This is a genomic window from Streptomyces sp. NPDC007189 (assembly GCF_040703635.1).
Taxonomy (GTDB): Bacteria; Actinomycetota; Actinomycetes; order Streptomycetales; family Streptomycetaceae; genus Streptomyces.
Genome location: NZ_JBEYEY010000027.1, coordinates 49,165 through 64,293, shown reverse-complemented (window position 1 = coordinate 64,293; position 15,129 = coordinate 49,165). Strand labels below are relative to the sequence as shown.

At 68.4% G+C, this 15,129-nt stretch carries 13 protein-coding genes and 2 pseudogenes; 8 read left to right on the top strand and 7 right to left on the bottom strand.

Annotated elements, in window-relative coordinates; genetic code table 11:
• Nucleotides 1-417 precede the first annotated feature (417 nt).
• From AB0950_RS37015 to AB0950_RS37000, 4 genes and pseudogenes are all read left to right on the top strand, one after another.
• A pseudogene (locus AB0950_RS37015) lies at nucleotides 418-611 on the top strand (transposase); the annotation flags it as partial.
• Nucleotides 611-916, top strand: a pseudogene (locus AB0950_RS37010) (transposase family protein); the annotation flags it as partial. The pseudogenes AB0950_RS37015 and AB0950_RS37010, both read left to right, overlap by 1 nt.
• Nucleotides 917-1,423: 507 nt before the next feature.
• Nucleotides 1,424-1,951, top strand: coding sequence for a DinB family protein (locus tag AB0950_RS37005; RefSeq protein ID WP_360162565.1), 528 nt, complete (start codon nucleotides 1,424-1,426; stop codon nucleotides 1,949-1,951).
• Nucleotides 1,952-2,052: 101 nt separating this feature from the next.
• A complete protein-coding gene (locus tag AB0950_RS37000) occupies nucleotides 2,053-2,229 on the top strand; it encodes a hypothetical protein (protein ID WP_360162563.1) in 177 nt (58 codons plus the stop codon).
• Nucleotides 2,230-2,335: 106 nt separating this feature from the next.
• On the opposite strand, the gene AB0950_RS36995 is transcribed toward AB0950_RS37000, so the two are convergent.
• From AB0950_RS36995 to AB0950_RS36985, 3 genes are all read right to left on the bottom strand, one after another.
• The gene (locus AB0950_RS36995) at nucleotides 2,336-2,911 is read right to left on the bottom strand and encodes a CbrC family protein (RefSeq protein ID WP_366780430.1); all 576 of its coding nucleotides are present in this window, start codon (nucleotides 2,909-2,911) and stop codon (nucleotides 2,336-2,338) included.
• Nucleotides 2,912-2,977: 66 nt separating this feature from the next.
• On the bottom strand, nucleotides 2,978-3,427 hold the full coding sequence (locus tag AB0950_RS36990) for an SUKH-3 domain-containing protein (protein WP_360162559.1): 450 nt from the start codon (nucleotides 3,425-3,427) through the stop codon (nucleotides 2,978-2,980).
• Nucleotides 3,428-3,948: 521 nt separating this feature from the next.
• Nucleotides 3,949-4,269 carry a hypothetical protein gene (locus tag AB0950_RS36985; RefSeq protein ID WP_366780429.1) on the bottom strand — a complete coding sequence of 107 codons (321 nt, stop codon included), beginning with the start codon at nucleotides 4,267-4,269 and terminating at the stop codon, nucleotides 3,949-3,951.
• Between the two features lie 207 nt (nucleotides 4,270-4,476).
• Between AB0950_RS36985 and AB0950_RS36980 the strand changes: the two genes are divergently transcribed.
• Nucleotides 4,477-5,127, top strand: coding sequence for a tetratricopeptide repeat protein (locus AB0950_RS36980; RefSeq protein WP_360162555.1), 651 nt, complete (start codon nucleotides 4,477-4,479; stop codon nucleotides 5,125-5,127).
• Nucleotides 5,128-5,656: 529 nt separating this feature from the next.
• A protein-coding gene (locus tag AB0950_RS36975; protein ID WP_366780427.1) for an IS5 family transposase occupies nucleotides 5,657-6,531 on the top strand; the annotation gives its coding sequence in 2 pieces (ribosomal slippage) (nucleotides 5,657-6,047 and nucleotides 6,047-6,531; 876 coding nt in all).
• 32 nt (nucleotides 6,532-6,563) lie between these two features.
• On the opposite strand, the gene AB0950_RS36970 is transcribed toward AB0950_RS36975, so the two are convergent.
• Together AB0950_RS36970 and AB0950_RS36965 are read right to left on the bottom strand one after the other, a co-directional pair.
• Nucleotides 6,564-6,911 carry a VOC family protein gene (locus AB0950_RS36970; RefSeq protein ID WP_366780426.1) on the bottom strand — a complete coding sequence of 116 codons (348 nt, stop codon included), beginning with the start codon at nucleotides 6,909-6,911 and terminating at the stop codon, nucleotides 6,564-6,566.
• A 49-nt stretch (nucleotides 6,912-6,960) separates the two neighbouring features.
• The gene (locus tag AB0950_RS36965; RefSeq protein ID WP_366780425.1) at nucleotides 6,961-7,425 is read right to left on the bottom strand and encodes a recombinase family protein; all 465 of its coding nucleotides are present in this window, start codon (nucleotides 7,423-7,425) and stop codon (nucleotides 6,961-6,963) included.
• Nucleotides 7,426-7,976: 551 nt separating this feature from the next.
• Here AB0950_RS36965 and AB0950_RS36960 point away from each other — a divergent pair.
• Nucleotides 7,977-10,613: an alpha-L-rhamnosidase C-terminal domain-containing protein gene (locus AB0950_RS36960; protein WP_366780424.1), complete on the top strand. Its 2,637-nt coding sequence runs from the start codon at nucleotides 7,977-7,979 to the stop codon at nucleotides 10,611-10,613.
• Nucleotides 10,614-10,701: 88 nt separating this feature from the next.
• Here the strand turns inward: AB0950_RS36960 and AB0950_RS36955 are convergent, their stop codons facing one another.
• Nucleotides 10,702-11,307 (bottom strand): hypothetical protein, encoded by a 606-nt coding sequence (locus AB0950_RS36955; protein WP_360162545.1) that lies wholly within the window; start codon nucleotides 11,305-11,307, stop codon nucleotides 10,702-10,704.
• An 817-nt stretch (nucleotides 11,308-12,124) separates the two neighbouring features.
• On the opposite strand from AB0950_RS36955, the gene AB0950_RS36950 reads away from it, so the two are divergent.
• Nucleotides 12,125-13,984, top strand: coding sequence for a glycoside hydrolase family 76 protein (locus AB0950_RS36950; RefSeq protein ID WP_366780423.1), 1,860 nt, complete (start codon nucleotides 12,125-12,127; stop codon nucleotides 13,982-13,984).
• Nucleotides 13,985-14,352: 368 nt separating this feature from the next.
• On the opposite strand, the gene AB0950_RS36945 is transcribed toward AB0950_RS36950, so the two are convergent.
• On the bottom strand, nucleotides 14,353-15,105 hold the full coding sequence (locus AB0950_RS36945; RefSeq protein ID WP_360162541.1) for a type 1 glutamine amidotransferase domain-containing protein: 753 nt from the start codon (nucleotides 15,103-15,105) through the stop codon (nucleotides 14,353-14,355).
• Between the last annotated feature and the right edge of the window lie 24 nt (nucleotides 15,106-15,129).

Sequence of the window (15,129 nt, the reverse complement as noted above, 5' to 3'; positions counted from 1 at the left end):
CGGCGACGGCGGTGCCGGTGACCGCCAGGACGGCCAGGCCGACAGCTGCAGCGGAGACCTTGGTGGCGCGTCTCATGTGCGTGTCCTTCCAACTGTGGATTGATCAGCGCACGCTAAGCAGTAGATCCAGCAGTCGCTACCAACGGGTTCCAACGGCTCGGTGAATTGCTCTTCCTCCCGCCGGTCGACCAAGCGGGAGCATCCACCCGCCCACTGCCCGGTCAGAGCTCTGGCCTGCTGCAAAGGGTGGGAGAGCAAGATCCGCGAGTGCCCCAGCTCTCCGCTCCGGGTGCAGGTATGCAACTCCTGGAGTGTTGCAGCCTCTTACAGCTCACTTCGTTTGGCGTGATCTTGCGGCATGCTGTTCGCGTGTCGAACGAGTTGGTCGAGCGGATGGCGCCGGACGGATAGTGGGAGCTGTATCAGCGGGTGGTGCCGCCGGCTCTGGTGCGACCGCAGGGTGGCGGTCGCAGACGACAGGGCGACCCGGAGGTTCTGGCGGCCATCGTGTTCGTCGCCACGTCCGGCTGCACGTGGAACCAGCTTCCGCCCGGCTTTGGCCCGTCGGGCGTCACCACTTCCGCCGCTTCACCGAGTGGTCGCAGGCTCGGACCTGACCGCGGCCCGCGCCCACCACATCCTGCGGAGCTGCGAACGCCAGGGCGTCCCGATCCTCGGCGACCGGGCCTACATGGGCGCCGGCCCCTGGGTGACCACACCCGCCAGGCGCCCGCCAGGCGGTGAGCTGCCGCTGACCCAGCGCACCGTCAACCACACGCTGTCCGCGGCACGATCACCGGTCGAGCGCGGCGTGGCCCGGCTCAAGCCCTGGCGCATCCTCCGCAAGGCCCGATGCAGCCCGAATCGAATCACGTCCATCACCGCGGCCGTCCTCACCCTGGAACGGCAACGCTGAAAGAGCTCAGTGTATCTGGCGCCGAAACAGCCGCGCGGGCAGGTGACACGATCCCGCAACTCCCTAGAGCGATCGATGCTGGAGCGTCCAGCAACAGTCTCTATCGCAATGACTTGAGGCGTCGCCAGCAGGTGCGTGCGCATCCGAGGGTGAGGAAGGCTTCGTGGATGTCGTCACATATCTCTCAGCGTATCCGCAGGCGGTGGAAACCAGTGCAGATGGGCGAAAGTCCGCTCCCCGAATCAGCGTTGAGTGCCCAGTCCGGAACCGCGCTCGGTGCCGCGGCGGGCGATCAAAGGCTTCACACCGAGGTCCCGGACTAGTGCTCCAGTACGGTTTCGTGATCCACGGCTGGACGGTGCGGCAAGTCGTCACGGCGACGTGTCCCTGGAGCCGCAGACGCTGTCGGATGCTGCTCGCATCCACGGTTGTGCTGGCCTGCCGTTGATTGTGTGTCCCGGGTGTTGGGGAACTCCCCGCAGCACCACAGAAGTTGAGGAATCCTAGGTGCCCGTGACCGAACATACGAGTGAAACGGCTCCGGACAGTGAGGTCAGGGCGCTCCTTCGGGTCTTGGACGGGCAGCGCCGCCACGTTCTCGGCATCCTTGACGGGCTCGACGCCGAGGCGCTGCGGCGGCCGGTGCTGCCATCCGGATGGCACTGCCTGGGGATGGTCCAGCACCTTGCGCTGGACGTTGAGCGTTTCTGGTTCCGTGCAGTTGTCGCCGGGGACAAGCAGATCATCCACGGCCTGACGAGCGGCGACGAAGCTTGGAACGTGGCGCCGGAAGCGCGGGCCGACGACGTGCTCGACGGATACCGGCAGGAGGCGGAGCTCTCCGACGCCATCATCACCGCTACCCCTGCTGACGCCGTCCTGGCCTGGTGGCCTCACGACCTGTTCGGCGAACCGCATTTGTACACCCTGCGCGACGTCCTGTTGCACGTCATCACCGAGACGGCATGCCACGCCGGCCACCTCGATGCGGCACGAGAGCTCATCGACGGCCGGCGCTGGTTGGTCCTGACCTAGCACTGCGGTCCAGCTTCATGATCTCGTGTCAGCGGCGGCCGGGGCCGGGTACGACCACCGCCTGATCACCGGGGGTTGTGTGGACTCCTGAAGATCGTGCGGTGACCGCGGGCCACGGCGTGGACCCTGCGTGTTGCCGGGCGATGTTCGACCAGGTCATGGCCCGTATCGCGGGCTGTTTCGGGCGAGTTGAGCCCCGGGCCGTAGCCCGCGCCTACCTGCTCGGGATCCTGCACGGCCGGTACTGCGCCGCCCGCGCCCTGCGGCTGCCGCGCTGAAACACCCGAAGAGGGCGCGCGGCGGTGTGATGTGGCCCCTCGAGGCTCAGTTGCCTGCCACCGATCTGTCAGCAGACAGGGGGAACGTTACCCAAGCAGACGACTTCTAGGATGCGTCGGCGTAGGCAAGATGGGCCTCGCAGACGGTGCAGCGGAACAGCATGGCGCTCGCTCCCTCGCCCAGGTGGGTCAGGAAGTGCTCAAGCTGGTTTTCGTCGTGCCAGCCGTCGATGCGCAGGTCGGCCCGCAGCTGGTCGAGGGCTTCGGGATGCGCCGCGAGCTCGGTGTAGCCGACTTCCCCTACGAAGGCGGCCGCGTCCTGGCAGTGGACGAGCCAGTGCGGATCCTGCCAGGCGTGGAAGCCAGGGGTGCGGCGGGTGACCTCGTGCAGGACGTTCTCGCTGACACTGTCGAGCCCGTAGGAGTCGGTGAATTCACCCGCGAAGCGTTCGGCCGCGCTGCCGTCTGCGATGCACCAGGGGCAGAAACGTCCGCTGACGTCCTGGGCGGTGTAGAAGGTGGCCGTGTAGATCCAGCCCGTGCTGCGCTTGCAGCAGGCGCACGTCTCGCAGGCTGCGCGGATGGCCCCGCTTGCGAGGGGGTCTGGGTGATAGCGGAAGAAGGGCAGGCGGGCATTCATCACCGGCTCCCGATACTCTGCGCCCCTGCCTACCGATTCCATGAAGCGCAGTCTGTCCGGGAGCGGGTCCGGTGATCAAGGGCTGTGTCAAACTCCTCGCCCACCGCTCTAGCTGTGATCGTCGTCCATCCTGCGGGGCCTCATGCCCAGGATCAGATTTTCGAGGGCGTGCGGCATTGGCCCGAAGCTGGCGACCCAGGTCGCGACAAGGTAGATCTCACTGCCCTCGTCGATGCCGAGAAAGAACCGGCCGTGATCGAGCTCGCCGAGCGGGAAGAGACGTCTTCCCAAGGCGTCGCTCCACTCGGAGAACCGGTCGTCCTCTCCCCAGGCCAGCTCCGGGTCCAGTTCGAATGGTTCCCGGGCACGGTTGATTCCCGGGCCACCGATACTCACGGTCAGCCCTCCGAACTCCTGAAGAAACTGCTCCGCAGCGTCGTGCATGACGATGCCGACCGCTTCGAACATCGACCGCCACCCGGCCGTGTCGACCCGCCTACCCGCCGTCCATCCAGAAGCCTTGAGGACCTCAAGCACCTCCGGCGACCACTCGCTCACGACAGCCCCCTCCCGCTTTAAGGATGAGGCGATCTTCCCAGCAGACGACCCGGGAGAGGAACGGCGTGTGACCGCACCACGAGAAGTGGACCAGAGCCAGTTCTCGCGTACAGAGCCTGGACGTGCATGCGCACGAGACGAGGCCGTGAGGGGGGCACCGCCTCCGCGTGTCGGTTTCTCACCGGGCTGGGGTGCGCCGGCCCGGGCCGTCTGTGCCCGGCGGCGGCTGGCGAAGCGGTGAGGTGGGCGGGAGCAGCACCGCGTGTATGGCCTGGGTGCGGGCCCGGAGCTGTTCCAGGCGTCGCTGGACGCCGGGCGTGGGTGTAGAGGTCGATCGCGTCGGTGAGGTGGTCCCATTCATCGGTGTCGAGGCCTTCGGGGGGGCCGAGGATGTCGGGGCCCACGCGGTGGTGGCGGCGGTAGTCGCTGATGGCGGTCAGCAGTCTGCTGTAGGTGCGTTGTTCGTCTTCGTCGTCTGCGCCTGGGGCGGTGATCTGGTCCATCCAGTCCTCGAGCAAGGCCTAGCCGGCGAGTACGGCGGTAAGGACGGTGCGGGCGTGCAGGGCGCCGTGGGAGGGCGGGGCGGCGACGTGGGGGTCGTGCAGGGTTGAGTGATCGGGCAGCGGGCCGGCAGGTGGGGGTGTGTCGAGGTGGGTGAGGGCTGCGGTGATGACGGCGGATGCGGGGGCGTCGGGCGGCAGCAGTGGAAAGAGGGGCACCGTCGGCAGGCCGCGCACGCGGGCATCCAGGTCGTCCCAGGCGGCGGCGGTGTCGGGGTCGTCGGGGCGCGGGCCCAGTGCGGGGACGGCGGTGATGTCGTGGCGGGTGCGCCACAGTTCCACCAGGGCGCAGGTGGTGGCTCAAGCGGTGCGGCGGCGCGGGGAGCTGGTGGGTGGTGGCGGCCCGAGGGGGCGCGCCCAGGCGGGCGGCCTCGCGGCGAGGGTGTGCCGCGGTCGGTGAGTGAGCGGGCCAGGATACGGTGGCGAGCGGTCGCAGGGGGCGTTGGAATTGACCGCCACAGAGGATGCTGGTGATCGTACGATCGTCGCATGACTGCGGATACGCGAATTGAACAGGCTGAACTCCTCTACGAGCGCGCCGTCTTCGGGGGAGACAGTGCTGCGTTGGCCACTGCCGACCGGGGTCTTGATGCGGTCGAGGCAGACCTTGCCCTGGCCCGTGGCCGTGTTGCTCATGCCCGCTTCCTGGAGGAGCGGGCCGAGGACGCGCGGGAGCTGGAACTGTTCGAGCGCGCAGCAGAGCTGTACCGGCTGCTCGGCGATGCGCGGGGTGAGGGCGAGGCGTTGTTCTGGGTCGGGACCTTCCATCAGGTGGTCCGCGATGACACGGAGACCGCCCTGCCCTTCTTCACTCGTGCTCTTGACCTCGCCGCCCAGGCCGACGACCGACTGACTATGTCCTACGTCCTTCGGCACCTTGGTTTCGCGGAGCACATGGCCGGACGGCTGGACGCGGCCCAAGCACACTTCGAGGAGTCCACGCGTCTGCGTCGCGACCTCGGCTTCCTGCCGGGGGTGGCAGCAAACCTGATCACGCTCGCTGAGTTCGCTGTTGAGCAGAACCGGCGGGACGAGGCGGCGGCACTGCTCAAGGAGGCTGCAGAGCTGGCCGAGAGCACCGACTCCAACGGCGTCTTGCGCTGGGTGGCAGGAGCCCGCGAGAGGTTCCAATTGGTGTGAGAAGGTCTGATGATTTGCTTTCTGGCCGGTCTTGACCAGCGGCCAGGGCGGCATTCTGCAGGATCTTGTGAGGCTTCCTGCGGAGGTTACGGAGTGTCCGGTCCATAGGTTTCTGCTGGTGGAGCGGGTGCGAGCGGCTCTGGCGGAGGCGGAAGAGTGCTCAGGCTATGGCGAGGCGGGCGACCGTGTTCAAGTCGGTGACTGGCATGGGCAGGGGATCCAGCGGGCGTGCGTCGGCGCCTCCCTCAGAAAGCAGGTACAGGGGGAACTCCGAGACGACACATGGGGTGCACTGACCAGGAGACCGCCAGGCATCGCCACCCGGCGTGAGCAGTTGGGTTAAAGAAAGAGCCGCGCTGCGATTGATCTTGTCGAGGTGAGCTGCTTCCCGGGGCTTCGAGCTGGCTGGAGACGCTGCTCGCGCGCAGTTCCTTCAGGTCGGGGACGTGGTGGTAGAAGGTGTCCGGGGAGACGCCAGCAACTGGGGTCTGTTGCGAAAGTGGATCTTGTTCGTTGATGATCACGGTCCGTGGGACGTGGGAATCTGACGAATGGTCAATGGGCCCGGCTTGAGCCGCTGCTGCCGCAGGGCATCAGGCCGGGCCGACCGCAGGTGTGGACGCGACGGCAGCTGATAGACGGCATACGGTGGCGGACCCGGACCGGTGCCCCCTGGCGGGACGTGCCCGAGCGTTACGGGCCGTGGGACCGGGTCTACGACCTGTTCCGGCGCCGGCAGCGCGACGGAACCTGGGCGAGGATCCTCACCCGGCTCCAGGCCGAGGCTGACTCGAAAGGCCTGATCACCTGGGACGTGAACGTCGACTCCACCGTCTGCCGGGCCCACCAGCACGCCGCCGGGGCGGCGAAAAGGGGGACCTCCAGAAGGAGCCGCCCGGCGGCGTCTCCGTCGAACCGGATGACCACGGACTCGGCCGGTCCCGCGGCGGGCTGACCAGCAAGACTCACCTCGCGATCGAGCAGGGGCAGAAGCCGCTGTCGGTGGTGATCACAGCTGGGCAGCGGGGCGACTCACCGCAGTTCGAGCAGGTCCTGGAAGCTATCCGGGTGCCGCGCTTGGGGCTCGGCCGGCCACGCAAGCGCCCGGACCGGGTGCGGGCCGACAAGGCGTACGCCTCCCGCAAGAACCGCGCCTACCTGCGCCGACGCGGTATCCGCTCCACCATCCCGGACAAGGCCGACCAGGCCCGCAACCGCAGGAAGCGCGGCTCCCGCGGCGGTCGCCCGCCGAAGTTCGACAAGATCGACTACCGCGAGCGGCACGCGGTCGAATGCGGCATCAATCGACTCAAACGCCACCGAGCCGTGGCCACGCGGTATGACAAGCTCGCGGTCCGCTACGAAGCGACCGTGCTGGTCGCAGCCATCAACGAGTGGCTGTGACCAGCACCTCCCCAGATCGTGCGGGGACGGTGTCAGCGGTGGCCGAGCACGTTGACCACCCGGCCGCTGGGGTCGCGGACGAAGAACCGCCGCACGCCCCACTCCTCGTCCTGCAAGGGGTGAACGATCTCCGCGCCGCTGTCCCGCATGACCGCATAGGCCGCGTCCACGTCGTCCACTTCGACACTCATGTCGGGGGCGACCGGGGCGGTCTTGTCGCTGGCCATGACGCTGACTTGCGCTGCCGGAGCGGACGGGGAAGCGAGCGTCATGATCCAGCCATGGTTCATGACCTCCTCGAAGCCCAGCAGGCCATAGAACTCCCGGCTCTCCTGTGCAGCCTCTGACTGGATGTTGGGCACGACACGACGAACGACCATCGACGACTCCAAACGAGAACAGACCTGACTCCGAGACTCTCCAGGAGTACTACGGCACGTCCGCCACCGCACACACTTCGCAACACGCCCCAGGCGACCGAGGTGATCGAGCGGCGGAGGTCGGGCAGCAGGTCGCGGGCGGCGGGGATGACTTGCTCGGTGCGACGTGGGGGCGTCCGTCGACTCGGCCGCGGGCGCGGGCGGCGGCCAGGCCCTCGCGGGTGCCCTGGACGATGAGTTCGCGGATGAACTCGGCGAAGGCGCCGAAGACGTGGAAGACGACGATCCGGCCGCCAGGGGTCGTGGTGTCGAGGTTGTCATGGAGCGAGGAGAAGCCGATGCCGCGCTGGCGCAGTTCGGCGACCATGTTGATGAGGTCTTGGAGGCCGCGGCCGTAGCGGCCGAGCGAGGGGACCACGAGGGTGTCGCCGGCGTCGAGGAAGGCGTGGCACACCTTGAGTTCCGGACGTAGGTCGGTCTTGCCGGACTTCTTGTCGGCGAAGGCTTCCGGCACCCACGGACCCCGTCGGCGTGATCTGACCCGGCTTGCCCCCCACAACCGCGCGACACGGGAGAGAGGATCTGTTCCCGCGACTGGGCAGACGTCAACGAAGACCCCCTGCGGGCGCCTTGGCTTGCCCAGACTCAGCCCGCAGGAGCTGACCCGTGCAGCGGACGGTGGTCACGCTGCCTGGCGGCTGCAGCCGTCCGGGGCAGGGTGGGTCGTCGCCGCTCAGCGGGATGAGGACGACGTCCAGACATGTGTGGATGAGCAGTTCAGGCGCTGGCACAGCTCGTGTCAAGGTATGCGGCCCTTCGTCCGGGCTCGGCGATGTGCGCATCGTCGCCTCGGCCGACGTTTCGCACCACGTTCTGCCGGGCGCACGCCGGCCGGGATATGGCCATCGCTGCACCATGCTTGTGTCTTCCGGGCACTTGCCGGGCCGGCGACTGGCGCACCAATTACTCCTGCCTCAACGCTGTACGGGCGCCTGGGGTTCGAGATACCGTCACCTCGCAACTGGCGAATGAAACGATTCAATTCATTGTTGCCGAGGAGACATCATGGCGTCACGCAGCACACCGGACAAGGGCCTTCCCCGGCGCACCGTTCTGGCGACGGCCGGCACCGTGGGGCTTACCGCGGTGTCTTTCTCCGCCGGACTTCCCTCGGCAGAGGCGCTGCCCGCAGAGGAACCCGCCGATCCGGCCCCGGCCAGCCGGTCGCGTCGCGCAGGCGGGTGGCACCGATACGTCCAGGGGCCGTCCTCACGCACGGTACGGCCGCTGCGGATCGTCTCGTCGAGCGGGGACGTGGAGAACCCCGAGGCGTTGCTCAAGCCCGGCGGCGCCACATCCGTCCTGCGGCGCCCGCGCCCCGAGGCGGCGCCGCGCTGGCCCGACGGCACGACGGCCGAGGCCTCGTCGACTCATGCGGGCAACAACGGCAACGACGGGCAGCCGCGTACCTACGACGCCGCCAACGCGATCGACGGCAACCCGGACACGTTCTGGAACGACGACACGCTGGGGGCGTTCCCCGACACTCTGACTATCGTCACGCCGCAGTTCACACCCCTGCGGGGCATAACAGTGATCTCCAACAGCGACGGCGTGCCGACCGATTACACGGTCGACGTGTGGCGCGACGGCGACTGGCACACCGCTGCCACCGTCACCGGCAACGACGCGGTCCAGACGGCCGTTCCGTTCAGGGAGGAGGTCAGCACTGATCGCGTGCGCATCACGGTGACCAACGCGCAGGACACCTCGCACGGAAACTTCACGCGGATCAACGAGGTCTGGCCCGCACCGGTCGATCCGATTCCCGTTCCGAGCGTCACTGTGGACTTCGGCAAGGTCGTGGTCGGGTATCCGCAGGTCCGGTTCACTTCGGCATCCGACAACAACCCCGGCGTCCGGGTGGCGTTCTCCGAGACCCGGCGGTTCCTCACCGACCGCTCGGACTTCACGCGTTCCGACCAGGCGGGCGGTACCGGGCAGGGCACGGACCAGTTCGCCGTTCCCGCCGGCGGCGCCAACTGGGTCGATCACAAGGGCTTCCAGGCCGGTGACAAGGTGTTCGCGGACGGCCTGCACGGCTTCCGCTACCTCAAGATCAGCCTGGACGCGCTCGCCTCGGACAGTCCTGCCGCTCAGCCCTGGGGAACCGTGGAAATCGACTCGATCTCGCTGCAGTTCACCGCCTATCTGGGTACACCGAGCACGTACCGCGGCTGGTTCCTCTGCTCCGACGACGAGTTGAACCGTTACTGGTACGGCGCCGCGTACACCAACGAACTGGTCACCGACACCTTCCGCCAGGACGACGTCGATCCACGCAACGCCTGGAGCGCCACGCTGGAGGGGAAGCTGGTCCTGCAGGACGGCGCCAAACGCGACCGCGACCCGTACGTCGGCGACCTCGCCGTCTCCGCGCGCACCCTCTACCTCACACACGACGACGCAGCCGCGGCGGCCCGCAACGTCCTGGCCGACCTCGCCGAACACCAGCGCGCCGACGGCTGGATCCCACCCGCCTCCATCGGCAACTACACCCTGCCCCTCTTCGACTATCCGCTGTACTGGGTCACGTGCAGCTGGGACTACGTCCTCTACACCGGGGACCGCCAGTACGCCACCCGCTACTACCCGGCCCTGCTGAAGGTCCTGGACACCTGGTACCCCAGCGTCACGGACGACGCGGGCCTGCTGAGCAAGGGCCTCAACGACACCGGCGGGTATGGCGACTATGCGTTCCTGGGCCGCACGGGCCGCGTCGCGTACTACAACGCGCTCTACGTCCAAGCCCTGAGGGACGCGGCCCGGCTGGCCCGGCTGCTGGGGCAGTCGGGCGACGCCACGCGCTGGATCACCAGGGCGGACAAGGTCGCGCAGGCCGTCAACGCGCTGCTGTGGGACGCCGACGCGGGTGCCTATCTGGACTCCGCGACCGGCGCGGTACGTCACGCCCAGGACGGCAACGCCCTGGCCGTCGTGACCGGTATCGCCGGCACCGACCGCGCCGCATCGGCGCTCGCCCATCTCGACGCGACGACGAAGCGGGCGTACGGAAACGCGTTCATGGACAACGACACCCTCTTCGACCAGGCCTCTCAGCGGGTCTACGCCTTCACCTCCTACCCGGAGATCGAGGCCCGTTTCCTGAGCGGCCAGGCCGGATCCGCGCTCGACCAGATCCGTCGCACGTACGGCTGGATGGACAAGAACGATCCCGGCATCACCCACTGGGAAGGCATCGGACCGGGCGGATCCCCGTACGAGGACGCCTACACCAGCATGGCCCACGGCTGGTCCACCGGTGTCCTGCCGGCTCTGACCCACCACCTGCTGGGTGCGCGGCCGACCTCGCCCGGATACGCCACCTGGGAGGTACACCCGCAGCCCGGCGGCGTCGACTGGGCGACGGGTCAACTGCCGACGCCGTACGGCCCCTTGCGCGTCGAGTGGGAGAACAGCTCGCACGTCTTCCGCATCACCGTCCACGTGCCCGGACATACCCAGGGCTCGGTCGCCCTTCCCGGCGACGCGCGGGCGCAACGCGTGCGCGCCGGTCGGCGCACCCTGTGGGACGGGCGGCGGGCATCGACAGGCGACGTGGCCGTGGCCGACGGAACGGTCACCGTGTCGGGCCTGGGGCCGGGCGACCACAGCCTCGTGTGCGAGCGGGTCAGTGGCTGACCTCAAGAGCGGCGCCATGCGGTGCTACTGGCAGTAGCAGGCTTGGTCATCAGCCACCACGGCAAAGGCGCGGAACCCTCGCTGGACTTCACCAGGACGGCACTGCCGGCCTTCGCCCTGACCGCGCGGGCCGGAGTAGGCCGAAGACCAGCAGCAGCCCAGTAGCCTGGCGTTCCTCAGGGGGTGAGGTAGCAGCTCTTCCGCACGCCCGGCGGGTCGAGGTGAGGTCGGCGGAGTAGGTGTACTGCGTGGGTACGGCGATACCCATGTCGCCGGGCCAGACCGTGCGGTCACGCTTGGCGACGTCGACCAGGACGGAGTCACCCATACCGACGGTGGCGCTGTTGTCCCACCCCGTGGCCGGCGGGGGCCAGGGACGCCCCTGGTCGGAGGCGATGGTGTCGAGCTGCACGGTGTACGCCCCGGCGTACCAGATTCTGTTGAGCAGGTCGTCGCTGGAGTGGAAGTAGTTGGCGTAGTCGGCCGGGTCGGTCTTCCCCGGAGCCGCGGTGAAGTCCAGTCTGACGCCCTTGAGGTCCACCCAGCCCGAGTTGTCGAGGAAGACGGTGAGGCAGCGGAAACCGCCCCGCAGTCGGGCGGTGGGCATCGTGTAGGTGCCGCCCGCGGACGGCGTGGTGTAAAGCGCTCCGTCCACGTCGCCGCGACCGCTGCTCAGGTCGCTGTCGGTGCCCACGTACTGGGATGACTCACTGAAGGCCAGGCCGACCCGTTGACCGCTGTCACTGGTACTGCCGAACGACAACGTTGCCAGCCCACCGACCTCCTTGCCGAAGTCGAGCGTGATGGCCGACTTCGCGCCGGAGATCCGCGTCGCCTGTCCCCTGAGGACATTCTGTGGATTCGCGACTCTGCCGGACGTGGAATACACGGCGGTCGGCTCGACGGTACGGGAGGCCGGCGAATAGTTCAGAGGGTCAACAGCCGCCTTGTGAACGCCCGTTGCGGTGGTGGAGGTCGCCGTGGATGCGGGCGGCGCGGCGTCCGCGGACGGCACCGGACCCACGGTCAGCGCGGTGGCCGCGATCACGGCGAGGCCGAGCACATGATGTCGACCTGGCGATCTGCTCAGCGGGAGACGACGGCGCATGGAAACCTCCGGGACGGGTTGCCGGCACACGAAACACGCAGACACATGCACATACGCACACGCACACGCACACGCACACGCACACGCACACGCAGGGATGAAACGATTCAAGACCACGGCCCACAAGACCCAGCGCTTGATCGAACGGTTGGGTGCACGAGGAGCCTCGCCGAAGTCCCACCGATTGATGGGTGCGCGGAATCGGGGTGTCAACCGTCGCGGTCGCCGCGAATTCCGCTGCACTGGAGGCCGGTTGACGGGATTGACAGGTCCCCACCAAGCCGCTTCACTGCCTCCGAGACAGGTATGGACCAACGCTCGGTTCCCGCCCGGCAGTTGAAGCGGCCGACTCCGGTCACGCTCGCCGGCCGGCATCCCCCGTCGTGAATTCGAGGCGAGTACCGTGCCCTTACACAGTGCCGACATCGTTGTCAGACCGCGGCCCCTCGGCTTCCTGCTGACGGCCGTCCTCGCGTGCGTGACTCTGATCCCGACCGCGACGCCGGCGTCCGCCGCCACCCCCGTGTGTGCGCTGGCTTGTGACACCCTCGATCCCTCACAGGCCCGGCAGGAGAGCTTTCCGGTGCCCAACAAGGACCTCAACGGCCGGCGCCTCGAACTGCACGTCTCCGACGCGGACGACATGGCCTGGGCCAGCATCGACGACGGCGTGAGTGGCGACTCGGTGTGGCTGGACCGCTCCTGGGACGGCGGCGCCACCTGGGAAGGACTGCTCGGCAAGGCGAGCATCCCGGGAACCTGGACCGGCGCCAGGACGCTGATGTACAACATCACCGATCCCGCCAACCGCAGACGCGGACTCGTGCGGGCCTGCGGCGACGCCGCCGGCGTCGGCTGCACGGACTGGGTCTACCCCACCGTCTGCGACACACTGTGCGACGGCACCAACGCAGGCCAGGCAGCCGGCGACGACCAGCCAGTGCCGTCCACCAGTCTCTATGGCCGCACGATCCGACTGCACGTCGGCCAGAAGAACTCCATGGCCTGGGCGAGCATCGACAACGGCGGCAGCGGTGACGAGATCTGGCTCGACCGCTCCTGGGACGGCGGCTCGTCCTGGCCGGACGGTTCCTCCCTCGGCCGCACCAGCACCCCGCCCGGAGCCACCGGCACCCGTACCGCCCTGTACGCCACCCGCGATCCGCGCGGCCTCCTCTACGGCGGCGCGGTCCGCGCCTGCGGCCGGGAGGCCGCCCATCAGGAGGGCAGCTGCACCGCGTGGGTCAGGCCCGCGCCGACGAGGGCACGGGCGGCAGCGGACGCGCTCATGTCCTCCTACGACCCGTACGACGGCTGGTGGCGGAGCAGTTGGTGGAACTCCGCCGCCACGCTCACCGCCCTCATCGACTTCGCCAGGACAACCGGCACGCACGACTACGACTGGATCGTGGCGCGCACCTTCGAGCAGAACAAGGGCGTCTTCGCCGCCGGTACGCGAAGCTCGGATCCGATCGAGGGCGACTTCATCAGCCGTTCCATCGACGACTCGGGCTGGTGGGCCATCGCCTGGATCGACGCGTACGACTACACCGGCGACGCCCGTTACCTCGACGAGGCCGTCACCATCGCCCGTTACATCCAGCAGTACTGGGACCCCGGCACCTGCGGGGGCGGCGTGTGGTGGGACCGCGAACGCACCTACAAGAACGCCGTGACGAACGGACAGTACCTCTGGCTGACCACCGCACTGCACCAGCGCATCCCGGGCGACACCGTATGGCTCCAGCGGGCCGAGACGGCCGCCGCCTGGTACAGGTCCAGCGGGTTGATCAACTCCTCGGGGCTGGTGAACGACGGGCTGACCTCGGCCTGCACCAACAACGGCAGCACTGTCTGGAGTTACAACCAGGGCCTGGCCATCGGCGGTTTCACCGAATTGTGGCGGACGACCGGGGACGCTTCGCTGCTGACCACCGCGCGGACCCTGGCCGACGCCGCCATCAGCAGCCCTGCACTGACCCGGGACGGAGTGCTCACCGAGTCGTGCGACATCGGCTCGGCGTCCTGCGACGACAACCAGAAGCAGTTCAAGGGCATCTTCATGCGGAACTTCACCGACCTGGCGAAGGCCACCGGTTCCAGCACCTACGAGAGCTACCTCCGGAAACAGGCTGACACCCTGTGGGCGCAGGACCGCGACTCCCTCAACGCCCTCGGTCAGCGCTGGGCCGGCACCAGCCCCAATCAGACCGACTGGCGCACCCAGGCCAGCGCCCTCGAGGCGCTCACCGCCGCGGGCTGACGACCGGTTTGGGAGAAGACCAGCGGCAAGGTCGACGCCGGGACGCTGCCGGAGTTCGTGTGCACCTGCCTCGCCGGGCTCCCGAGCGGAGCGCTGGGCCACGTGCGCGGAAGCGTTGTCGAGGACGACCGTGCCCGTTCACAGGCCGACGCGAAGACCTGGCCACGCTCGACGTCCGCCTGTTCCACCTGCCGCCGCGCAGCCCCGAGCTCAACGCCAACGAGCGCATCCGGTGCTCGGCGACGCACGAGGACTACCCCGTCCGGACACACCACCGTCGACGTCATCGGCGCCGCCATCAACCAGGCACTCCCCCGCCAGCGCACTCGCATCCAACGATCGGCAGCGAGCCTCACCAAGCCGCTCAGTCAGGCAGGCGGGCTTTCCAGCAGGGTGGTGAAGCGCCGGGCGAACAGGTAGGCGTCACCGGGCCATCGGGCGGACAGATACCTGCCGTCCTGGACGACGAAGGCGGGAGTGTCGTCGGTGGCCGTACCACGCCGCCGCAGCTCGATCGGTCCGCGCTCGAATTGCACGGAGTCGTCGAGGGCGGCGGCCACCTCGTCCTGGACATACGTCGGATACGTCCGGTAATAACGGCCGCGCCGCCATGCGGTGAGGTAATAGGCGCTGCGCTCCATGTACTTGGGCAGGCAGGTGGTGCGCCGGTCCGCGATGACACTGCGGCCAGTGGCCGGGTCGATGGTGCGCGCGAGCACTAGGACGCCGTGGCAGATGGCACCCACCGGGCGGCCCGTCGCCCAGAAACGGGCGACCTTCGCCTGCAGGACCGGCGAGCCGAGGTACTGCCGCATGCCCGGCGCGTGCCCGCCGGGCAGCAGCAGCCCGTGATACTCCTCCGGCTTGACGGTCTCCCAGGCGAGCGGATTACGGAAGGCGGCCTCGCCGGTGAGCTCGCGGTAGAACTCCTTCGGCTCCGGCTCCGCACCGAGTTGCCCGAAGAGCACGCCGGTGAGCAGCAGCGGATCGGCCTGCGGCGGCACGCCGCCGTGCTCGGTGGCGAACACCACGTCGTGGCCTGCGTCGCGCAGCAGCCGCCAGGGGACGGCGACCTCGGTGACGTCGAAGTCCCGGTCGGGCAGCGGGAGGAGGACACGCATGACTGATCCCTATCACAACGAGGC

Bases quoted from the DNA above. Each gene is read 5' to 3' on its own strand.
- AB0950_RS36995 (WP_366780430.1), bottom strand. From the start codon at position 2,911: ATGGAATCGGTAGGCAGGGGCGCAGAGTATCGGGAGCCGGTGATGAAT.
- AB0950_RS36980 (WP_360162555.1), top strand. From the start codon at position 4,477: ATGACTGCGGATACGCGAATTGAACAGGCTGAACTCCTCTACGAGCGC.
- AB0950_RS36970 (WP_366780426.1), bottom strand. From the start codon at position 6,911: ATGGTCGTTCGTCGTGTCGTGCCCAACATCCAGTCAGAGGCTGCACAG.
- AB0950_RS36960 (WP_366780424.1), top strand. From the start codon at position 7,977: ATGGCGTCACGCAGCACACCGGACAAGGGCCTTCCCCGGCGCACCGTT.
- AB0950_RS36945 (WP_360162541.1), bottom strand. From the start codon at position 15,105: ATGCGTGTCCTCCTCCCGCTGCCCGACCGGGACTTCGACGTCACCGAG.